General features: G+C 73.2%; 16 protein-coding genes and 1 tRNA gene. 10 read left to right on the top strand and 7 right to left on the bottom strand.

Annotated elements, in window-relative coordinates:
- Positions 1-263 precede the first annotated feature (263 nt).
- The 3 genes from HCC30_RS03940 to HCC30_RS03950 form a co-directional block, all read right to left on the bottom strand.
- On the bottom strand, positions 264-749 hold the full coding sequence (locus tag HCC30_RS03940; protein ID WP_169440594.1) for a single-stranded DNA-binding protein: 486 nt from the start codon (positions 747-749) through the stop codon (positions 264-266).
- Between the two features lie 148 nt (positions 750-897).
- Positions 898-3,108 carry a GTPase gene (locus tag HCC30_RS03945; RefSeq protein WP_346776487.1) on the bottom strand — a complete coding sequence of 737 codons (2,211 nt, stop codon included), beginning with the start codon at positions 3,106-3,108 and terminating at the stop codon, positions 898-900.
- Entirely contained in the window at positions 3,105-4,919 is a 1,815-nt protein-coding gene (locus HCC30_RS03950; RefSeq protein ID WP_169441368.1) for a dynamin family protein, read from the bottom strand. The genes HCC30_RS03945 and HCC30_RS03950 overlap by 4 nt, the downstream gene beginning before the upstream one ends.
- 348 nt (positions 4,920-5,267) lie before the next feature.
- On the opposite strand from HCC30_RS03950, the gene HCC30_RS03955 reads away from it, so the two are divergent.
- The 6 genes from HCC30_RS03955 (at position 5,268) to HCC30_RS03980 (ending at position 9,350) form a co-directional block, all read left to right on the top strand.
- Positions 5,268-5,340: transfer RNA gene (locus tag HCC30_RS03955), tRNA-Arg, on the top strand.
- 162 nt (positions 5,341-5,502) lie between these two features.
- The gene (locus HCC30_RS03960; RefSeq protein WP_169440595.1) at positions 5,503-6,483 is read left to right on the top strand and encodes an HNH endonuclease; all 981 of its coding nucleotides are present in this window, start codon (positions 5,503-5,505) and stop codon (positions 6,481-6,483) included.
- 180 nt (positions 6,484-6,663) lie between these two features.
- On the top strand, positions 6,664-6,963 hold the full coding sequence (locus HCC30_RS03965) for a WXG100 family type VII secretion target (protein WP_169440596.1): 300 nt from the start codon (positions 6,664-6,666) through the stop codon (positions 6,961-6,963).
- Positions 6,964-7,033: 70 nt separating this feature from the next.
- Complete coding sequence (locus HCC30_RS03970) at positions 7,034-7,324, top strand: hypothetical protein (RefSeq protein WP_169440597.1); 291 nt, start codon at positions 7,034-7,036, stop codon at positions 7,322-7,324.
- Positions 7,311-8,033 (top strand): hypothetical protein, encoded by a 723-nt coding sequence (locus HCC30_RS03975; RefSeq protein WP_240979324.1) that lies wholly within the window; start codon positions 7,311-7,313, stop codon positions 8,031-8,033. The genes HCC30_RS03970 and HCC30_RS03975 overlap by 14 nt, the downstream gene beginning before the upstream one ends.
- Positions 8,034-8,042: 9 nt before the next feature.
- Positions 8,043-9,350 carry a hypothetical protein gene (locus tag HCC30_RS03980; protein WP_169440598.1) on the top strand — a complete coding sequence of 436 codons (1,308 nt, stop codon included), beginning with the start codon at positions 8,043-8,045 and terminating at the stop codon, positions 9,348-9,350.
- Positions 9,351-9,423: 73 nt separating this feature from the next.
- Here the strand turns inward: HCC30_RS03980 and HCC30_RS03985 are convergent, their stop codons facing one another.
- A complete protein-coding gene (locus HCC30_RS03985; RefSeq protein ID WP_206323403.1) occupies positions 9,424-13,827 on the bottom strand; it encodes an FtsK/SpoIIIE domain-containing protein in 4,404 nt (1,467 codons plus the stop codon).
- 284 nt (positions 13,828-14,111) lie between these two features.
- Here HCC30_RS03985 and HCC30_RS03990 point away from each other — a divergent pair, with 284 nt between their 5' ends.
- The gene (locus HCC30_RS03990; RefSeq protein WP_169440600.1) at positions 14,112-15,053 is read left to right on the top strand and encodes a hypothetical protein; all 942 of its coding nucleotides are present in this window, start codon (positions 14,112-14,114) and stop codon (positions 15,051-15,053) included.
- Between the two features lie 3 nt (positions 15,054-15,056).
- Here the strand turns inward: HCC30_RS03990 and HCC30_RS03995 are convergent, their stop codons facing one another.
- On the bottom strand, positions 15,057-15,641 hold the full coding sequence (locus HCC30_RS03995; protein WP_169440601.1) for a sigma-70 family RNA polymerase sigma factor: 585 nt from the start codon (positions 15,639-15,641) through the stop codon (positions 15,057-15,059).
- A 279-nt stretch (positions 15,642-15,920) separates the two neighbouring features.
- On the bottom strand, positions 15,921-16,700 hold the full coding sequence (locus HCC30_RS04000) for a LamG domain-containing protein (protein ID WP_169440602.1): 780 nt from the start codon (positions 16,698-16,700) through the stop codon (positions 15,921-15,923).
- A 529-nt stretch (positions 16,701-17,229) separates the two neighbouring features.
- Between HCC30_RS04000 and HCC30_RS04005 the strand changes: the two genes are divergently transcribed.
- From HCC30_RS04005 to HCC30_RS04015, 3 genes are all read left to right on the top strand, one after another.
- Positions 17,230-17,967 (top strand): transglycosylase family protein, encoded by a 738-nt coding sequence (locus HCC30_RS04005; RefSeq protein WP_169440603.1) that lies wholly within the window; start codon positions 17,230-17,232, stop codon positions 17,965-17,967.
- 239 nt (positions 17,968-18,206) lie between these two features.
- Positions 18,207-18,812, top strand: coding sequence for a hypothetical protein (locus HCC30_RS04010; protein ID WP_169440604.1), 606 nt, complete (start codon positions 18,207-18,209; stop codon positions 18,810-18,812).
- A gap of 97 nt (positions 18,813-18,909) precedes the next feature.
- On the top strand, positions 18,910-19,713 hold the full coding sequence (locus HCC30_RS04015; RefSeq protein ID WP_169440605.1) for a class I SAM-dependent methyltransferase family protein: 804 nt from the start codon (positions 18,910-18,912) through the stop codon (positions 19,711-19,713).
- A 534-nt stretch (positions 19,714-20,247) separates the two neighbouring features.
- On the opposite strand, the gene HCC30_RS04020 is transcribed toward HCC30_RS04015, so the two are convergent.
- Positions 20,248-21,336 (bottom strand): helix-turn-helix domain-containing protein, encoded by a 1,089-nt coding sequence (locus HCC30_RS04020; protein WP_346776514.1) that lies wholly within the window; start codon positions 21,334-21,336, stop codon positions 20,248-20,250.
- Positions 21,337-21,345 lie beyond the last annotated feature (9 nt).

Raw genomic sequence — 21,345 nt, forward strand, 5'->3', positions numbered from 1 at the left:
CCCCTCTGGCCGGGACGCACAGGCTTCGTCACTGGTCGGATCCGAAGCGGTCGAGGTGACCGGCGTCCCGCCGGTAAAGCTCTCACCCCCGTCAGCTACCCGAAGGATCGTAGAGAGCGGGCACAGCACGTTCCCCACGAATCCCGCCGTACAAGCGTTCTGACTCGGAATCGTTATCACTGAATCCGGCGGACCCGGACGATCACGACACCGGCCTCCCACCTGGAACGATGCCTTCCGCTTAGATGGCGACGTACGCGACGTCAGCCGTCCGCGGTGACTGCCGTGATTCCAGGGCCTGTTGAGGACGAGCGGCCCCCGGCCTCCGGCCGCCGCGCCCCCTTCACCAGCTCCGGCCGCGGCACCACCACCCGCACGAAGGCCGCCGTCCCGCGCGTCAGATCGTGCCCGACCGACCAGGCCGCGATCTCCGCCGAGAGAAACCGCCGACGCCCCTTCTCGTCCCCCTCGCCGACCTCGCCGGCCTCGTCCTCACGGATCCGCAACTGCCCGTGGACGACGACGGGTTCACCGACGGAGACGGACGAGGCGAGGTTGGAGGCGAGCGTCCGCCAGGCCCAGACCGTGTAGAAACTCGTGCCCGCGTCCGCCCACTCGTTCCGCTGCCGGTCGAACCTGCGGGCCGTGCACGCCAGCCGGAACCGCGCGCACGGGACTCCCCCGGCCGCCGCCCTGAAGTCGACCGCCGTCGCGACGTTCCCCACGACCGTGACAGGCGTTCCCCTCATGTACGTCACCCCCTCGACCGCCCGGAATCTCCGAACGGACAGCCAGGATGCGGCAGTTCGCGAAATCCCGCTCCGGCCTGTGGACCCGCGGACGGCTGTGGACAACGCGCCCACCCGGGAGGGTGACGGAACCCGCGGCTCCGGTCACTCAGAAGGTACGCAGCCCCTCGCCCGCCGCGATCACGTACTGCTCGCGCACCTCGCGGTACCGGAGCAGCTCCGACGCCACCGGCTCCAGCACCCGTGAGCGCCCGCAGCCGGCCGCGAGCCGCCGCAGCCGCCGCTCCTCCTCCAGCCCGTACGCCCGCGCCGGCCCCCGCGCCGCCATCCGGCACCCCCACGCCAGCAGCGGACTGGCCACGGAACCGGCGAGCAGCACCGCGACCGGCAGCCACCCCTCGTCGCCCTCCGCGCCCATGGCGGCGGTCACGAGCCAGACCACGCCCGCCAGTTGCACCAGGAGCAGCAGCGACTGCATCAGCCGCGCCGCCGTCCACCAGCGGGGCCGCGGCACCCGGAGCCCGTGCTCCCAGGCGGCGCCCCGGACGGTGCCGTCCTCCGGTTCGCGCAGCACGCCGTCCAGTGCCTCGGGCAGCCCCTCGGACCCCTGCCACGCCGCGTCCCGCACGGTCTTCTGCCAGGCCTCCGGCAACCCCGCCGAGGCGCCCTCGCCCAGCTCCCGCACCGCCTGGGCCACGACGGGGCGGGCGACACTCGTCCGCCGCACACCCGCGGTGCTCTCCGGAACAGAGGGAAGCGAAGTCTCCGACACCGCCCCGGAGTTGGTAGCCGTAGAGGAGGAACCGGAAGCGCCGTTGCGGGCCCGTCGGGCGTCGAGCCACTGCGTGAGCTGGGCCCACGGGGTGCCGCACGCCTGTTCCGCCTGCCGCAGCCAGGCGCGTTCGGCGGCCTGCCCGGCCGCGCCCGCGCCGACGGCCGTGGCCAGCCGGTACTCGAAGTCCTCGCGCGCCGCGTCGGTCAGCCCCGCGGGCCCGTCCAGCGGCGAGCCGGGCCCCGGGTCCGCGTACACCGGACGCAGCCGCGCCACGGCCCCGTCCACATCGGCGCCGAGCCGGAGCGCCGCCGCGCGCCGCTCCGCGACGAACGAGCCGATCTCCTCGCGCAGTTCGGCCATCCCGGCACCGGTGAGCGCCGAGACGGCGAGCACCCGGGCACCGGGTTCACCGTGCTCGCCGAGCGCCATGCCGTCCTCGTCCAGCAGCCTCCGCAGGTCGTCGAGGACGGTGTCCTTGGCCTCTCCGGGGAGCCGGTCGACCTGGTTCAGGACGATGAACGTGACCTCCGCGTACCCGGCGAGCGGGCGCAGGTAGCGCTCGTGCAGCACGGCGTCCGCGTACTTCTCCGGGTCGACGACCCACACCACCGCGTCGACGAGGCGCAGCAGCCGGTCCACCTGGTCCCGGTGGCCCGGCGCTGCCGAGTCGTGGTCGGGGAGGTCGAGCAGGACGAGGCCGGACGGTTCCGGGGCGCTGGAACGGCACCGCAGGTGGCGGGCGACGCCGAGCCGGTCCAGCAGCCCGTCGGCGGTACCGGGGTCGTGCCGCGCCTCCCAGGAGCAGGCGACGGGTTCCGCCGTGGTCGGCCGCCGCGTACCGGCCGGGGACAGCGGCGCCCCGGCGAGCGCGTTGAACAGGGAGGACTTCCCGCTCCCCGTGGCCCCGGCGATCGCCACCGTGGTGCAGGTGCGGGGCAGCCGGCCGCGCGCCGCCGCCTCGTCGAGCAGCCGGGACGCCTCCTCCAGCACCTGCCCGTCCACCCGGGTACGGGAGAGCCCGATGAGTTCACGCAGCGCGCCGAGCCGCTGCCGCAGCGGCTCCTCGTCGAACTCCCCCGCCGGAAGCGGAAGTTCACCGTCCTCCCGCCGCACGGGCGGGGAAGAAGCGGGCGCGGGCTGTTCCGGTACCGGTGCCGCGAGGAGGGTGCCCTCCCCGCCGACCGTACGGGCGGCCTCGTCGCGCCCCCACGCCTCGCGGCGTTCCCGCAGCGCCTGCCGTTCCCGCTGCTCCAGTTCCTCCCTGCGCTCCCGCAGCTCCCGCTCCTCCTGGAGCCGGCGCTGCCGTGCGGTGGTGGCCGCCAGGTGCTCGGCGGCGGAGAGCCGGTCGGCCGCGGAGGCGATGCGGTGCGGGGGACGCGCGCCACGGCCCGGCTCGCCGCCGTCCGGGACGGTGCGGCCCGCCCGGTCGGCGCGGCGGGCGATCAGTCCGTCGTCCCAGGCGCCCGCGCCCCGCTCGCCGGGAGGCGGTCCGGGCGTCCGGCCGTCGTCGCCCTCCCCGTCCGGGCCGGCGGTCCCGGCCGGTGTGCTGTCCGTGTGGTCCTGCTCGGGCGACACCTCGGTCACCTCTCCCTCTGTACCTGCGACAACTCCCGTACGGGGCGGCCGGATTCGGCCCGGCGCAGCTTCGAGAACGCCGCGATCAGCTCCACCTGGACGTCCGAGGTGGTCTCCAGCGCGTCGACGGGCTCCAGCCTCCGGTCGCGCTCGCTGCGCAGCACCCGCTCCAGGTAGTCGGCCAGCAGCCGCCTGCCCTGGGTGCGGAGCCGCTTCGCGCGCTCGGCGCCGATCACGCCGGAGAGGGTGCGGGTCGCGCTGCGCGCCCGCTCGCCGCCCAGCAGGACGGCGGCGAGCAGTCCGGCCGTCTCCTCGGCCCCCGCCGCCGAGTTCCGCTCGGCGGAGCGCACTTCCTCCTCCGCCATCTCCTCCAGGCACCGCCGCCAGCGGCGGACCAGCACGGCCACGCGTCCGGGACCGTCCTCGGCCGCGGCGAGCGCGATCTCGGCGGCCACGGCCGACAGCGCCGCGGCGGAAGCGGCGGCGGGCCCCGGCGGCTGCACCGGGGTCACCCGCACCGCCTCGGGGCTGTCGGCCGCGCGCGTCACGGACCGGGGCGCGTCCGGCTGTGCGACGGGGCGGTCCGGAGTCTCGGCGTACGGTTCCCGCGGCCAGGCGGCGACGACCCGGTCGTCCGCCGCGGCGATCGCGTCGGCGAGGAGCGCGGCCAGGCCGTCCTCGAAGGCGTCGAGCAGTTCGTCGCCGCCGCTGTCGACGGGGAAGCCGCGCCAGTGCTCGGCGGCGTCGCCCGCCATCAGCTCCCCGTCGGCGATCCGCCGCCGCACCTGCTTTCCGGCCTCCTCGTACGCCTCCTCGACGTGCCGGCCCAGCCGCAGCGTCGCGGAGTGCTGGGCGGCGGAGGCGCTCGCCAGCGCGCCCACCCGGGAGCGGAGCGAGGCGAGCGCCCCGGCGGCCGTGCGCCCGCCGGCGGCGGCCCGGGTGTACGGGTCCATCGCGCGCCGGGTGAGCCACTCGCGCAGCGCGGCGACGGCCGTGGTCGGCAGCAGGCCCGAACCGCCGGCGGACTCGGGGAGTTCGGGAATGGTGAAGCGCGGCACCGCGGACAGGCCCTCGCTGTCCAGGAGTTGGCCGTACTGGCGGGCCACGTCGGTCGCGATCTGGTGGGGTACCCGGTCGAGCACGGTGGCGAGCGTGACGTCGTACTCCTTGGCGGTGCGCAGCAGGTGCCAGGGGACGGCGTCGGCGTAGCGGGCCGCGGTGGTGACGAGCACCCAGATGTCGGCGGCGCAGATCAGCTCGGCGGCGAGGTCGCGGTTGCGGGCGACGAGGGAGTCGATGTCCGGGGCATCGAGCAGGGCGAGGCCGATGGGCAGGGCCGGGTCGGTCTCGATGCGGAGGGCGCGGGGGGTTCCGCCGGGTGCCGCGCCGTCGTCCGGGTCGGTGTCGCAGCCGTCGTCGTACTCGGTCTCGTCGAGGCGGCCGTCCTGGCGCGGCATCCAGACGCGGCCCAGGCGCGGCAGCACGCGCTGGGCCGCGAACCAGGGGTAGTCGTCCGGATGGCAGACGAGGACGGGGGTGCGGGTGGTGGGGCGCAGCACGCCCGCGTCGCTGACTCTGCGGCCGACGAGGGAGTTGACCAGGGTGGACTTCCCGGCTCCGGTGGAGCCGCCGATGACGGCGAGCAGCGGCGCCTCGGGAGCGCGCAGCCGGGGCACCAGGTAGTCGTCGAATTGTGCGAGGAGCTCGTCCCGCGACTTGCGCGCTCGTTCCGCCCCCGGAAGCGGCAGCGGAAAGCGTGCGGCAGCGACGCGGTCGCGCAGTGCGGTCAGCGCTTCCAGCAGTTCAGGCCGTACGTCCAAGATCGCCACCTGGGCAGAATGCCCAAATTTGCTGGCTTTTTGAAGCGCATCCACGGTCCTGCACCCGGAAAAACGGGGCTTTCACCCGCGAACGGCCACATTCGCCCCATGTGGCCCACACGGCGACCGCGCCGCAGGGGACTCAGCCATAACGACTGCGCAACACCCGGGCCACACAGTGCCAAAATCGCTGCGCAAATCGCACCAGCCTGCGATTATCGGGACCGCTTCACTGAACCTCCACATGGTGTCGCGGCCATGGAGCAAGGAGCGCGGGTCGAGTGGCCCCCTATCCTTGACAGCGCCGTGGCCTCCCTGGAGGAGCACGACCGCCCGTGAACGGGACCGGCCCCCGTAGCTCAGTGGATAGAGCAGGCGCCTTCTAAGCGCTTGGCCGCAGGTTCGAGTCCTGCCGGGGGCACTTCTTCTCTCCCCTTCGCCGGAAGGGGATTTCCTGCTTCAGGGCAGAGCCCGGCACCTCCCCGCGGCACCGGCCGGCGGGAGGGCGGTCGTCGGTCGAGGGAGCCGGTCAGGAGTGCGGCGGGGCGCCTCGGCTGTCGGTGGTGATCCGTAGCCTCTGAGCATGGATGGGGCGGAGAGCGCAGCGACGGGCGACCACACCAGGGCCTGGTCATTCCTGATCACCGGTGAGGAACGGCAGTTCCAGGGAAACGCCGGTTACGAGGACGTGGCGGAGGAGTCGTACAGCTACGACTCGACGGTGGGGAATTACCGACGGGTGGCCGTGGGCGATCTGGTGGTCATCCGGAACAGCCGCGAAGCATTGGGCGTCGGCTATGTGGAGGAGCTGGAGGTGCTGCCGCACCAGCAGAAGCTTCGCAGCCGTTGCCCGGGTTGCACGAGTACGAGCTTCAAGGAACGGACGACCGAGCGGCCGCGCTACCGCTGCAGCCCGTGCCGTAAGACGTTCGACCGGCCGAACGTCGAAACGATACCGGTGACCACGTATCGGGCTCACTACGGAGGCACTTGGCAGCCCCTCGACGGATGCCTGGACAAGTCTCACCTGGCTGAGCTCAACCTGAGCAGGTCCGACCAACAGTCGATCAAGGCGTTGGACCCGCGAAAGACGTTCGCCGCTCTCCAGGCCCGCGGTGTCCGGCTCCCCGGTCAGAGTGGCTCATCGGGGCCGTACCGGCAGCGCCCCTTGGAGCTGCCGGGAGGCCGGCAGCGGACGACGACAGCAGCCCGACGGGGCCAAGACGCCTTCCGCAGGGCCCTCGTGCGGCACTACGGCCTGATCTGTGCCGTAACGGGTCCGGCCCCGGCGGAGGTGCTCGAAGCGGCGCACCTGCGTCCGTTCGCCACCACCGAGAAGCACCGCACCGACGAGGGCCTCCTGCTGCGGGCCGACATCCATCGGCTGTTCGACAGCGGTCTCCTGGCCTTCAGTCCTCGCCTCGAGGTCTGTGTCGCTCCGAGCCTCCGTGCCTACTCGGCCTACGGCAGCGTGCACGGACGACGGCTGCACCTTCCGGAAGACCCGGTGCTGAACCCGGACGTGATCCGTGAACACCACACCGCCGTCACCGCCACCTGGTGACCGCGAGGCGTGAGGAGACGTTTCGCGGCTCCCTCACTCCGTGCTCTCTCCCCGGTTCAAGGCGGACGTGGCTGGATTTGTCACCGTTGCGAAACAGCGTGAACCGGCGCGTGGGGTGCTGCGTACTGCTCGGTGCGGCACGTGTGCCGCAGCAAGCTCCGTACGAGGGAAGGAACCGACATGGCCGGCGGCAACATTCAGATCAGCCCGGAGGAGATGCGGGAGGCCGCTACCTGGCTGCAGAACCAGAAGGAGCTCATGCAGCAGAGCCTGCACGAGGCCAACACCAAGATGGACGAGATGGTCGCGGCCGCGTACGCGACGCCCGGCTCCGAGAGCAAGTTCCGTCCGTTCTGGGAGGAGTACAAGAACGGCACGCAGGAAGCGATCGAGGGCCTGCACGGCGTCAGCGAGTTCATCAAGCAGGTCGCCGACGCGTTCGTCGACACCGACGACCAGACGGCCGGCTCCATCGGCTGAACTCCCGTGCCACGGCCGGGCCCCGCGCAACGCGGGGCCCGGCCCGCGCGAGGAGAGAAAGGGACGTTGGATGTCGCGTATTCGCATCCCGGTGGACGAACTGACCGACACGATCGACGCGCTCAAGGAGATCCGGGACCGGATCGACAACACCGCGAGGCTGTACAAGGTCGGCACGGAGGACGACGTGGGCGACTCCGGGCTGGTCTCGGGCGTCGACAACTTCGACAAGGCGTGGGTGGCCGGCCACGAGAAGGTCCAGGAGAACGTGGACACGTTCAAGGAGACCTCGCAGGGCATCATCGACAGCTTCACGGAAACGGACAACGAGGCAGGCAAGGCGCTGGATGACCCCGCATGACGAACAGGGCGAGCCGCGCCCGATGCTGCTGCCGTCCGACGAACGGCCGCCCGGCGCCCCCGCGCGCTACACCCTGAAATTCCCCTCCACCTGGTCGCACTTCGACCTCGATCCGAGCACCAGGGACGCCTCCATCCGGCGCCGTATCGAGGAACAGGCCAAGGGGCACGCGAAGTTGACGCGTGACCAGGTGGACTCGCTGGTCCGGGAGGCGAGGAAGGCGGCGCGCGAGGCGCACGCCCAGGGCGCCCTCCAGGTCTGCGGGCTGCTGACCTTCCTGGCCGACGGCAGCACGCTGAACGCCACCACGATGGTCATGCGCACCCGCATCCCCGAGGACCAGTCGGCCGACCTGGTCGAGCAGATGACGGCCGCCGGTGTGGCGAACAACCGGAGGTCCCCGGGCCGGGGCACGGACGCGAACCGGGTCGAGATCGTCGAGCTGCCCGAGGTCGGCAGCGCCGGGCGGATGACCTCGATCGAGGACTTCGACTACTTCGGGAAGGCCACGGTCCGCACCGCCGTGCACCAGATCGTGATCCCCGTCCCGTCGAGCCGGGACCTCATCGTGATCGGCAGTTCGACGCCCAACATCAGCCTGTCGGAAAACTTCTTCAACGTGTTCGACGCCATCGCCACGACCTTCCGGTTCCACGACGAAGAGGTCCCCGACGGCGTCGGACCCACCAGAACTGACAACGGAAAGTGAGGTCGGGGCATGCGGCCACCGCTGTCCGACTGGGAGACGGTGTTCAGCCTCTCGGAGGACCCGACGCCCGGCGACCCCGAAATTCTTGACCGGCTCGCCTCGGAGTACCGCTCCATCTCGCGCGACGCCGACTCCGCGTACTCCGTCGTCGCCCGCCTGGAGTCCCATGACCTGGGCGAGGGCAAGTCGATGGACGAGCTGCGGAAGAAACTCGCCGAACTCCCCGTCCAGGTGCGCAAGTTGCAGACGTCGTACGAGGCCGCGGCCGACGCCGTCTCGAAGTACGCGACCAGGCTGCGGGAGGGTCAGGACAAGGCCGACCGGGCGCTGGACCAGGGCCGCGTCGCCAAGGAGAAGCTCGACTCGGCCACGCTGGTGGCGGCGGCCGCCACCGGCGTGGTGAAGGGCCTCGACAACGCGAAGGCGCCGCCGCCGGACGACGACGAGGCCCGCAGCAGCGCCCGGCGGGCGATGGCCGACGCCAAGCAGGAGGAGTCGGCGGCGAACAAGTCGGTGGAGAACGCCGACGCGGAGCTGGAGGCGGCCAGGATGCTGGCCGTCGACGCGCAGGAGCTGCGGGTCACGGACGCGGGGCTGGCCAAGCGGGAGCTGGAGGACGCCGAGAGCGAGGCCGTCGAGGGGAAGAGCATCTGGGAGAAGTTCCTGGACATCATGGGCATGGTGTTCGGGATCGTCGGCGCCATCCTCGGCGTCATCGCGACGTTCATCACCGGGCCCGTCGGGCTCATCCTCGCGGTCGGCAGTTTCGCGCTCGGGGCGGCCTCGCTGGGGATCACGGTCGGGAAAGCGATCAAAACCGGGAACGTGGACATCGCGGGGATCATCCTCGGCGTCGTCGGCCTGGCCTTCGGCGGGTTCTCCATCGCCTCGGCGGTCAAGGGGCTCGGCGGCCTGAGCGGCCTGAAGGGCATCAGTGCCGGGCAGTGGTTCAAGGGGTCGGCCACGAACCCGTTCAAGTCGCCCGGCGGGCTCGAAGGCATCACGAAGAACCTCTCCCCGGGCAAGCTGGACGCCCCGCAGCTGCCGAAGCTCGACTTCGGGGGCGGCGCGGCCAAGTGGGCGGACGACACCCTGGGCGCGCTGAAGCTGCCGAAGCCGGCTCCGATCCGTCCTGCGCCGACCACCGCCCCGCCGCCGGCGCCCAACATCACACCGGCAGGGCCCAACATCGGGGCATGGGTCGACGGCACGAGCCTCGGGGCCACGGCCGCCGGCGTCATCTACACGCCGATCTCCTTCGTCGGGAAGTCGGATGCCGCCGTCCAGGCGCCGGGTGACTTCGACATGCAGGCCTGACCACAGCGCCCGTCACGCAGGAGGGCTCCCGCCGAATTTCTCGGCGGGAGCCCTCTGTTGTGCGCGGGGAGCGTCAGTTCCCGGCGGGCGGGACCACCGTCTCCGGGACCTGGACGGTGCGCAGCACGCCGTCGCCCAGGTGCAGGATCGCCCGGCCCGGGCGGGTCGCGCCCAGGCGGCTGCGGGGCACCTTGACGCCGATCAGCTCGCCGTCGCTCATGTTCTGCGGCTTCAGCAGCAGACCGCAGCGGTTGCGGCGGGCCTCGGTGTGCCAGCCGGAGTAGCCGGAGGCGAGCCGGTCGGTCTGGCCCGCGATCACCAGGCCACGGCCGGTCTGCGCACCGGACTTGGCGATCTGGTTGAGGACCGTCTCGGCCTTCGTCTTCAGCATCAGGTCGGCGTCGTCCAGCAGGACGACCGCGCCGTTGGGCGCGCCCGACAGCGCCTGCTCCAGCTCCATCGGGTCGATGTCCCCCTCCTCGTACACCGCGAGGACGCCGGGACGTCCGGCCAGTTCGCGCAGCGGCGACCTGGCCGGGGCGCCGATCACCACGGGCGTGCCCGCCGACAGCAGCGAGAGCGCCACCGTCGACAGCACCGTGCTGCGCCCCGAACGGGCCGGGCCCGCCACCAGGAAGGTGGAGGTGACATGGAAGTCCGGCCCGTACGCGGTCAGTTCGTCGCCGCCGACACCGGCGACCGCCCACTGCGCGTGCGGCCGGGGCTGCGGCGCGTACGCGACGGCCTCGTCCCAGGTGAGCCGGTCCGGCAGGGTGTCGACCCGGAAGGGCTTGGTGTACGCGGGCAGGTACGAGGCCTGCTCCCGGCAGTCCGCCGCGATCCGGTTGAGCGCCGAGGTCTGCGCCTGGCCGCCCGGGTCGTCGGCGAGCAGCGCGATCTGCACCTCGGCCTTGTCGGCGGCGCGCAGCGCGCGGCCCGGCGGGATCTCGTCCGGGACGTTCCGCTGGGTCACGCCGATCATGCCGTACTCGGACTTCTCGTTGAGCTTGAGGACGAGCTTGTCCTCGGTGGAGCTGCCGACCCGGCTGGAGAACAACGCCCGGTCGCCGGTCATCAGCAGGTGGATGCCGACGCTCGCGCCGTCCCGCAGCAGGGTGAGCAGGCCGTTGAGCAGGTTGCCCGAGTCGTACTCGCCGAGCTGCTTGTCGAACACCTCCCAGCGGTCGAGGAACACCACGATGTGCGGCGGCCGTTCGTCCGCCGGCAGGGCGCGGCGCAGCTCGGGCAGGTCGGCGCTGCCGCGCGCGGCGAGCATCTCCTGGCGGCGGCCGAGCTCCTCGTTCAGCCGCGCCAGGAGGCGGGCCACCCGGTCGGGCTGGGTGCGCTGGGCGACGGCGCCGCAGTGCGGCAGCCCCTCCAGCGGCAGCAGCGCGCCGTTGCCGCAGTCGATGCCGTACATGTGCAGCTGGCCCGGCGAGTGGGCGCGGGCCAGGCTGCCGGCGATCGTGCGCAGCGTCTGCGACCTGCCCTGGCGCGGGGAGCCGATGATGTGCAGGTGTCCCAGCGTCGCCGGGTCGAGGACGAGCGGGCGGCGGGCCTGCTCGGCGGGCAGGTCGACCACGCCGTACACGACGGGTTCGAGGTCGTAGCCGTCGGAGGGCGGGGCCTCGGGCAGGTCGCCGGTGACGATGCGCTCCGGCAGCGGCGGCAGCCAGGGGCTGTGCTGCGCCGGGATGTTCAGCTCGCGGTCGGCGCCGCGGATCGCCGCGACCAGGCCGGTGAGGTCGGTCTCGACCTCGCTGGGCCCGCTCTCGGTCCGGCGGGGACGCGGCGGGAGCGGCTCGCCGAGCCGCTCCCAGCCGACCGCGACGGCCCACGGCTCGGGCAGCGAGGACGCGACGGCGCCGGGCCTGCGGCCGCCGACCCGTCCGGCCTGGAAGGGCACCAGGGAGGTCTGGCCGAGACGGACGAAGGCGCGTCCCGGGTTGCTCTGCGAAATCCCGGCCGCGTCACCGGAGTTGATGACGTCCTGGCTCTCGCCGGAGTCGGTGACCCGCAGCGCGATGCGCAGGTTGGTGTTGGCGCGGATCTCGGAGGAGACGACGCCGCTGGGGCGCTGGGTGGCGAGGATCAGGTGGATGCCGAGGCTGCGGCCCCGCTGCGCGATGTTGACCAGGCCCTTCACGAAGTCGGGCAGGTCACGCACCATCGAGGCGAACTCGTCGATGACGATGAGCAGCCGCGGCATCGGCGCCCGCCCGCTGTTCGGCTCACGCTCCAGCAGCTCGACGTAGTCCTCGATGTCCTTCGCGCCCGCCTCGGCCAGGATGTGCTCGCGGCGGGTGAGTTCGGCGGTGAGGGAGACCAGCGCGCGCTCGACGAGGTGCGCGTCCAGGTCGGTCACCATGCCGACGGTGTGCGGCAGGTCCACACAGTCCTTGAACGCGGAGCCGCCCTTGTAGTCGACGAGGACGAAGGTCATCGCGTCCGGCCGGTTCGCCACGGCGAGCGAGGCGACCAGGGTCTGGAGCAGCTCGGACTTGCCGGAGCCCGTGGTGCCCGCGACGAGCCCGTGCGGGCCGTCCCGGCGCAGGTCGAGGTAGAACGGGCCGTCGAGCGAGACGCCGATGGCCGCGCGGGTGGAACGGCCGCCCGCCTGCCACCTGGCGCGGATGCCGTCGGACTGCGGCGGGTCGAGGGAGAGGACCTCCAACAGCCGTGCGGAGCCCGGCAGTACGGCGGCCTCCTCGTCGGAGCCGCCCGGGTCGCGCAGCGGGCCCATGGCGCGGGCGAGGGAGCGGCACCAGTCCGGGGAGACCGCGTCCGGGCGGATGCCGGTGACGGTGCCGGCGCCGGAGCGGCCGACCCGTACGGTGCCGCCGGGCTCCTCGGCGACGACGGCCTGGCACTCCTCGGGCAGCAGCCGCTCCTCGGTGTCGAGGCACAGCGCGCGGACGCCGACGGCGGGGCCGTCGCGGAGGATCTGCACGACGCCGGGCAGGGAGCGCAGGCGGCGGGCGCCGTCGAGCACGACGAGCACGTCGGGTCCGGCGGGCCGCTGCCGGCCGTCGGACTCGGCGACGCGTTCGCCGATCAGCGCGGTCAGTTCGGCGATCCGGCGGGCGCAGGTCTCGGTGCCGGTGCCGATGCTGGCCGGGGTGTCGCCGGACTTCTTGCGGACGTGCGGCAGCCAGCGCATCCAGGACCAGGCGTCCCGGTCGGGGCCGCCCGCGGTCAGCAGGTGGATCTGGAGGTCGCGCGGGCTGTGCAGAACGGCGGCCTGGGCGACGGCCCAACGCGCCACGGCCCGCGCGGACTCGCCCTCACCGGCGATGCCGAGCACGTGGTGCTGCCGGAGCGGGACGGTGACGGGGACGTCGAGCGCGGTCCACGGGTCGTGGCGCCGGTGCTCGTCCTTGGTGGGGTCCCGGAGCACGACCTCGGAGGGCTGGTCTGCGGTGCCGATGCGCAGGTCGAGGAAGTCCGCGTCCGAGGTGCGGCGCTCCCACAGGCGGCGGCGGGGGCCGACGGCGGTGAGGATGACCTCGGCCGGGTCGGGGAAACCCCGGCGCCTGGCGGTGCGTTCGGCCTCCAGGGCGGCCTCGGCGTCCCCCTCGATCCGCTCCTTCTTCTCCTTGTACGCGGCGACGGCCTCGGAGTGCGTCTGGCGTCCGCTGCGCCGGTTCATCATGTAGTTGCCGAAGATCGCCACCGGCGAGAGCAGACCGAACAGCAGCATGCTGGGCCGGTCGAACATCTGCCAGCCCGCGACGGCCATGATCAGCGGGACGCAGGCGGCGATCCACGGCAGCGGCCGGTTCCCCGGCGCCTCGGGCGGCGAGGGGAGCGTGAACCGGGTGGTGGTCTCGGGCGGGCGGAGCCGCGGGGGACGGTTGTAGTCCCAGCCGGAGCCGTCCTCGGACGCCTGCACGGCCGCGTCCGGGCGCTGCGGGAGCGAGAGTTCGAGCAGGCAGTCGCCGACGAGGAGCTGCGCCCCGGCCGGCCAGCCGACGGACTCGCCGACGTCCTCCCGGTCCAGCTGCACCGCGGCGGACTCGTCCTCGCCGGCCGGTGCGTCGCCGTCCGGCGCGACGCGGCAGCGTCCGCCGGGGCCGACCTGGAGCAGCGCGCGGGGCCGGTCGGGGGCGGCGCGCAGGACCTGCGGGGTGCCGTCGTGTGCGAGTCCGATCCGGTACTCGCCGATGTCGAGCCGGTGCACCGCGCCCGCTCCGGGGCCGCCGACCGCGCGGACCTCGACGAGCCCCGTCGGCTCGGCCGACGGCGGCCCGGCCGGGCGGCCGAGACCGACGACGGCGGAGTGGTGCAGCGGCGACTCGCGCAGCGGCATGTCGGCGGGCAGCAGCCGGCCCTCCGCGTACACCCCGGACCCCTCCGGGGGCAGCGGGACCCCGCCCGCCCGGGCCAACGCCTGCGCGACGGCCCCCACGGGGGTGTCGGGGTCGGCGTCGAGGTGGACGTCGAACGCGTCACCGCCTCCCTCGACCACGGTCAACATCAACGACACAGGACGTCCTCCAGCTGGGCGTGTTTGCGTAGGGCCGCGGGAGCGCTGCTTCGCAGCTCCCGGCCACTGTCGTGAGCTACGGCCCGGGGGCCCGGATGGTTCACGCGCCGCGCGGACCCGTCGCCGGAGCGCACGGGGACGGGTGGTGAACCATCCGCGGCCGCGGCCCGTAGTGAGCTTCGGGTGCAACGGCGCCGCAGCCCGTCCGCGGTACCGCGCCCGCCACCGATCGCCCCGGTCCCCGGTGCCGAGGCGTCCCGACAAGGAGTCAGAAGATGATCTGGTACGTCGCGCTGGCAGTGGTGCTGGGGCTGGCGCTGGCCGGCGCGCTGGCCGCGCTGGTCGTCACCGAACTGCGCAACCGTCCGCCGAAGCCCGTCGCCCCTTCCGCCGCCGTCCTGGGGCGGGAGGCGCTGGACGTCATCGACACGGGCCTGCGCAGGCTGACGGGCGAGTGCCTGCGGTCCGGCCGGTCCCTGCCCGACCTGTACGCCGTCGTCTACTCGGAGGCGCGGCTCGGCCTGCTGCTCGCCGGTACGGAGCAGAACGCGCCGGCGCCGTTCAAGGCCGAGTCGGACGGCGAGCGCTGGACCGTCGCACCGGAGGGGCTGGAGCGGCCGGGGCCCGAGGGCGAACCGGCCCTCCCCTACGCGCTGACCGTGACCGTCGGCACCGACGGCGGCGACCGGGTGCTGGTCGACCTCTCGCGGGCCTCCTCGACGGTCTCCGTCGCGGGCCCCGACGAGGAGGTGCGCCGCTGGGCGCGGGCGGTCGTGAGCGAGGTGCTGACCGGTCCGGTCGGCGGTCTGGCCGAGGTGACCCTGGTGGGTTCCCTGGCCACCGACGAGACGCTGAACGGGGCGGGGCTGCGTTCCTCGCGGCTGCACACGGCGGCCAGCCTGGAGGAGGCCCTCACCAGGACCTCGGCCCCCGCGGGCGCCCCGTCCCCGCAGACCTCCGACGTCACCCAGATCTTCCGGCTCATCGAGGGCCGCAGCCAGATCGCCGTGCAGGGCGACGCGCCGCACCTGTTCGTGGTCGACGCCTCCCAACTCCCGCAGCGGCAGGGCGCGATGGAGGGGCTGCGGCAGGGCGACGCGGTGCTGGTGCTGGGCGACGCTCCCGCCGGGTGGCGCTGGCAGGCCGGTGCGGACGGTTCGCTCGACACCGGCCCGCTCGGCCTGAGCATCAACCGGCACGCGGGGCGCCTGGTATGAGGCTCAGCCGGCGTCCCGGCCGGAGTCGTGCGCGTACAGGCCGCGGCTGGTCAGCGCCTGGCGCAGGGCGCGGGCCGCGTAGTAGGTGCGGGACTTGACGGTGCCGGGCGGGACGCCGAGCACGGCGGCCGTCTGGTTCACGCTGCGTCCCATGTAGTGCACGTGCAGCAGGACTTCGCGCTGCGGGGGACGGAGGTCGCGGAGCGCTTCGGCCACCACGTGGGAGGTCAGGACATGGTCCACGCCGTCGGACACCGGGAGGTGGGTGAGTTCCGGGTCCCCGGTCTCCGGCGGCCTGGCCTGCCGGGCCCGGTGTCCGTCGATGACGAGGTTGCGCAGGACGGTGAACAGCCAGGGCCGGACGGATTCGGCGGTCGGGTCGAGCTCCTCCGCGTGCCGCCAGGCGCGGATGGCGACCTCCTGGAGGACGTCCTCGGCACGGTGCCAGTCGCCTTCGAGCCGCCGCGCGGCGAATTGGAGCAACGCGCTTCCGTGGCACTGGTACAGGGTCCGCAGGAACTCCTCCGGCTCGGGTTCCTGCCTCTGGGGGCGGGGTATGCGGTCTTCGGGTGAAACCGTGGCCGACAAGGGCCTGTTCCTCTCCGGTCGTCTGTGGGGGGCGACGGAAACGGCCGGCGGCTGGGCTGGCCGAAGGCGTGGCGGCGCGATCGGCCATACGTACCGTGGGTCATTTCTACCGGTGTTCCTGGGGCCCGAACGGGCCCGCGGCCACGCTGATTCCGACCGGAATTGCACGCACGCGCACCGCGGTTGACGTCATCGCTCCAGGTGGGAGGCCGGGCGTGCCCCGTCGCACGCCCGGCCGCTGCGGTCGGCCGCCCGTTTGTGCCCGGACGGCGGCCGCGCTCAGCCCGGTTCGGAGGCGGAGAGCGAGGACACCTCGTCCTGCGTCAGCTCCCGCTGGTAGACGTGGACGTCGGAGATGTCCCCCTTCCAGTGGTCCGCGGGCTTCCCGCCGTTCTTGCCCCGGCCGATCGCCAGACCGCCGGTGGGCTCGACGGGGTTGGTGGCCTTCCGGGTCCCGGCGAGCTCACCGTCCACGTAGATCTTCATCTGCTTCTCGTCCTGGCTGTAGGTGCCGACGAGGTGGTACCAGCGGTCCTTCTCGGGCTCACCGGTCTTCTGGTCCAGGGTCCTGGCGCCGATGAAGCTGAACGCGAACCGCTTGTCGGCGCCGGAGTACTGGAGGTAGAAGGTGCTGGCCTTCTCCCCGTCCACCGAGACGGCGGTGCGGAAGCCGTTCATGTTCTCCGCGGTGAGGCGGACCCGGGCGGCGACCGAGTAGTCCTTCTTCGCGGTGTCGAGCACCGGGGAGGAGATCTCGGCCGAGCCGTCGGTGCCGTTCAGCTGGAGGGCGCCGCCGTTGGGGCCGTCCGCCCACTTGGTGCCGCCCTTGGTGACGGCGTCGGGGCCTTCCGCGCGACCGGTTCCGGACTGGTGCAGCGGCCACCAGCCGTCCCCCTCCAGGTCCTTCGCCTCGTCACCGCCCGATCCGGACGCGCTGGTTTTCTCTTCGGCGGCCTTTTTCTCTTCAGGCTTCTCGCCGGTCACGATCTGGACGACGACGAAAGCCAGCGCGACGGCCAGCGCGGCGATCAAGGCTATGAGCGACCATCTGCGCGTCATGAGTCTCCCCGGAGGTACGGCATAAAGCTGTCGTCAGTGATCACGTACCTGATCCACAACTGGTTCAACGTGAACCGGAATCGGCCGGATTCATCTGCCGGAGCGAGACTTCGCGTGCCGTGGCGAGACAAGGACCGAACCCGTCCGCCGCGGGGGAATCGTGCCACTGTGCGGAGCGCCTGCCCGCTCGCGCGCGCGGCACGCGTCCCGATTCACCCCCGGCACCTCATCAACTGCCGGTTTATCACACCAATTCGGGCGGATCACTCCCGGGGTGCCGTCCCGCGACGGCAGGCGCCCGCGGCATGTGACGCTTCTCTCCGGCTCCTCCGCCGAGGACCTTCATGTCCGGTTCTGCCGCATAGGGGATGACCTGCGGTGATGGCCGGTCACGTGCGGGTAGCTGGCGTAATCGATCTTGAGAGGGGGGTTTTGGAGCATCAGGACAGGTCTGTTTACGGTCACTCCGCTCGTCCCGTTCACCGCTGTCCCCAGCGGTGAACAGCCGCGACCGTAAGGAAAGATCACCATGCTGTTCTCCGGACAGGGCCGTCACCGTCGCCCCTCCAAAGCCACGCGCATCGCCACCCTGACCGGCGTCACGGGTGCCGCGGTGGCCATGCCCCTGCTGACCGCGGGCGGCGCCCAGGCCGCCTCCGTGGACACCTGGGAGAAGGTCGCGCAGTGCGAGTCGGGCGGCGACTGGTCCATCAACACGGGCAACGGCTACTACGGCGGGCTCCAGTTCTCGCAGTCCAGCTGGGAGGCCGCCGGCGGCACCCAGTACGCGCCCCGCGCCGACATGGCCACCAAGGACCAGCAGATAGCCGCCGCCGAGAAGCTGCTCGCCCTCCAGGGCCCGGGCGCCTGGGCGTGCGCCGGTGCGGGCGGCCTGACGGCCGGCGGCCCCTCGGCCGACGTCAACACCGGCGGCTCGCAGCAGCAGGAGCAGAGCAAGCCCGCCGAGCAGCCGCAGCAGGAGCAGCAGGAGCAGCCGCAGCAGCAGGCCGCGCCGAAGCCGGAGGCCGAGCCGGAGCCCCAGCAGGAGTCGGCCCCGCAGCAGCAGGCCGCTCCGCAGCAGCAGGCCCCCGCGCCGAAGCCGCAGCCGGCCGGTGACGGCAACTACACCGTCAAGTCCGGCGACACCCTGAGCGAGATCGCCCTCGCCCACGGCACCGACTGGCCGAGCGTGTACGAGGACAACAAGTCCGTCATCGGCGACGACGCCGACTTCATCCTCCCGGGCCAGAAGCTCCAGATCGGCTGACCCCAGCCCCTCCGCCCGGCGACGGACCCGCCGCAGCCCGTGCTCCCACCCCCGAGGGCACGGGCTGCGGTGCGTCCGGACCCGGCCCCCAACTCCCCCAGCGCGCAGGTGTTTTCGGCTCAAGGACGCCTGGACAGCACACGTCGCACCTCGTAGACAGGCAACCGGGGAGGACGCCGCTCGGGAGCGGCGGAAGCACTCGTCCAGTGACCATATGATCGGTCGACGAGCGAGAGGGCGTGTCCGCGATCCGCGGCGCCGCCCGTCCGGGAGGGGTCGAGAGCGTGCGGGGTGAGGGCGGCGGTGACACCGGTTCGCCCGACGGGCCTGCCCGCGTCCCCCTGCCCTCCGCACTGTCCCGTCCCGCCGGAATCCGGCTCCGCCCCTTACCGCGGCCGCTGTTGACGACGCTGGGCTGGACGGCCGCGACGCTCACCGGCCTCGCGCTGCTCGTCGGTGCCTTCCTCCAGGCCTGGCGGCACGTACGGCTGACGCCCGCCCTGGTCGACGACTGGCCGGGCGGCGCCGCGGGCTTCGGGTTCTGCTGCGCGGTGGCCGTCCTCGTGGGCCGACTCTGCGTCGGGCACGCGCTCCGTACAGGACGGCGGCGGGCGTTGCTGCCGGTCGGGGTGCTCATCTGTCTGACCGGGGCCGTGCACGGGCTGGCCGCCGTGCCGCCGCGCTGGTGCCACCAGTCCACCAGCCCCCGCTGCGGCGACCTGCCGGGTGCGGCGGAGGCCGGGCTGGTCTTCCTCGGCGTGCTGATCGCCGTCTTCTTCCTGCACGGCACCTTCCGCTCCGCCGTCCGCCGCGTCCGGACCGCGCTCGTCCGCCCGCGCGCCTGAACCGCTCGCCCACCAAGTGCGGCCGCCATGCGTACCCGCCGCGCCGCCTGCGCAGACAGAGAGAGGACAGGACGGGCGCAGGGAAGGAAGAGCGCGCATGCGCAGCAGGGTCACTTGGGCGGTCGTGCGGGGAGCACTGCGCACCGTGGGGCGCGCCGGCAGGAGCGTACGGCTGGGATACCGGCACGGTTTCGAGAGCGGCATGCTGGTGGACCATCTCTACGCCGCCGAGGCCCGCGGCCTCCCCGGCATCGGCGCGGCGGTCGACCGCCGGCTGCTGGCCAGCGAGGAGGCCCGCACGGTGCGGGCCCGCGGCGCGCTGCTCCAGCAGGCACTGCGCGAGGAGATCGCGGTGCGCGGCGGCGAGATCCGCATCCTGGACGTGGCCTCCGGGCCCGGCCGTTACCTGCTGGACCTGCTCGCCGAGGACCAGCCGGGCAGCCAGCTCCGCGTCGTCTGCCGGGACGCGCTCCCCGCCTGCCGGGCCCGGGGCCGCCGCCTGGCGCGGGAACGCGGGCTGCCGGAGGGCGCGGTGACGTACGAGCCGGGCGACGCGCTCGCTCCCGCGCCGCTCGCGGACGGCGGGACGCCCGACATCGTCGTCGCCTCGGGCCTGTACGAACTCGTCCCCGACGACGAGACGTTCCTGGCCTCCCTGGAACGCCTCCGCGCCCTGCTGGCGCCGGACGGGACGCTGCTGTTCACCGGGCTCAGCAGTCCGGCCGGGACGGAGCGCGCCCGCCAGGTGCTCACCGACCGGAACGGCGCGCGGCTCAGGCTGAGGCACCGGCCGGCGGAGGAGGCAGAGGCGTGGGCGATGAAGGCGGGCTTCCCCGCCGAGGGGCTGCACAGCCGCACCGACGCGTCGGGCGTGTGCACCGTGACCCGCTGCGGGCTGTGACGTGCGGGCCGAACTCTCTTACGGTGTCCGCCCGTTGGACTCTCCTGCCTCGCGCGAGGGGTGGTGACCTGCGGGTTCCCCGCACGATCCCGGAAGCGGGGGCGGCGGCCGCGGGTGGCCCGGTTCCGCCGGGCCGCTGGACGAGGTGAAGCCGATGCCCCCACCCCCGTCGGGGGCATCGGCTCCCACTGCGCCATCGGCGGCGACGGCCGTTCCGGGCGCGCCGTGCGCGGAATCGAGCGGGGTTCGGCACCCCGGTCGTCCGGCAACGGGCCCTGCGGGCGCGGCACTTCACTCTCCCCCGAGTGGGCCGCGCGCCCCGGCGACGCCGTCCGCCATGTGGCTACATAGTGACACGCTGTAGCACCATGCGGCATTGCCGGAACCCGGCAATCTTTATCGCTCACTTACGTCCGGCTGCCGGTGCAACCGGCGCCGGTTCCCACGCCGCGGAACACCTTCACGACGGATGCGTCACCGCTTTCGTGACATGGCCCGCACGTCAACTCCCGGCACACGCGGGAGAGTTCACCGTCACAAATCGTGCTCGGGCCACCGGAGCAGCCGCGCGCCCATCACGGCCGTCTCCAGGGTGAAGCGCTGGAGCGCGTCGTTGGGGGTGTATCCGGTGAGCGTGTGAATCCGCTCCAGCCGGTACGAGAGGGTCCGGACGCTCACCCCGAGCCGCCGGGCGGCCTCGGCGTTGACGTAGCCCGACTCGGCGCACACCGCCAGCGTGTCCAGCAGCGGCCGCGCCCCGCCGCGCGCCCGGGTCAGCGGCCCGAGCACGGAGCGCACCAGATCGGACATCGCGGCCCGGTCGCGCAGCAGCACGGGGAAGACCAGCAGCTCGGCGGCGTTCAGCCGGACGGCCTCCAGCCCGAGCCGGCCCGCGAAGTCCAGCGCGCTCAGCGCCTCTTCGTAGCTGCGCACCACGCCGCCCGCGCCGCCGTGCTCCCGGCCGACGGCGACGCGCCGGGCCGGCGCGTAGCCGGGCCCCGGGTCCTCGGCGAGCCGCGCGAAGGTCTCCAGCACCTCCAGTTCGCTGCTGCCCGCGATGCACACCAGCCGGCCCTCCTTGGTGGAGAGCAGCACGTCCCGCTGTCCGAAGCGGCCGATCAGTTCGCGTTCGATCCGGCGGACGGTCGGGTGGACGTCGTCGTACTTCTCCGCGCCCGTCGCCACCGCCACCGCGTGCACCCGCGCGAGGCGCAGGCCGAAGCGCTGGGCGCGTTCGGCCAGGCGCCCCATGTCGCTGCGCCCGTAGAGCAGGTCGTCGATGAACTCCCGCCGGGCGCCCTCCTCCTGGCGGACGGCCATCCGCTGGGCGCGCTCGTGCCCCTCCCCCAGCGCCGCCACCGAGGCGTCGACCGCGGCGAGCACCGCGTCGCCCGTCCGCGCCCGCTCGGAGGCGGTGGCGGCCCTGGCGACGCCGGGGAGCGTGCCCCACAGAGCGCGCGTCCGGCCGAGGTAGAGGCCCACCAACTCGCGGAGTCCGTAGCCGCGTTCGGCGGCGCGCTCGCCCAGCAGGCGGAAGGTGTCGAGTTCGTCGCGACGCGGGAGCCGGCCCGTCTCCGAGACCTCGGCCAGCAGCTGCGGGTACCCGCCGAGGAAGGACTCCACCGGCTCGGC

Origin of the sequence: Streptomyces sp. HNM0574 (assembly GCF_012726235.1) — a bacterium.
Taxonomy (GTDB): Bacteria; Actinomycetota; Actinomycetes; order Streptomycetales; family Streptomycetaceae; genus Streptomyces.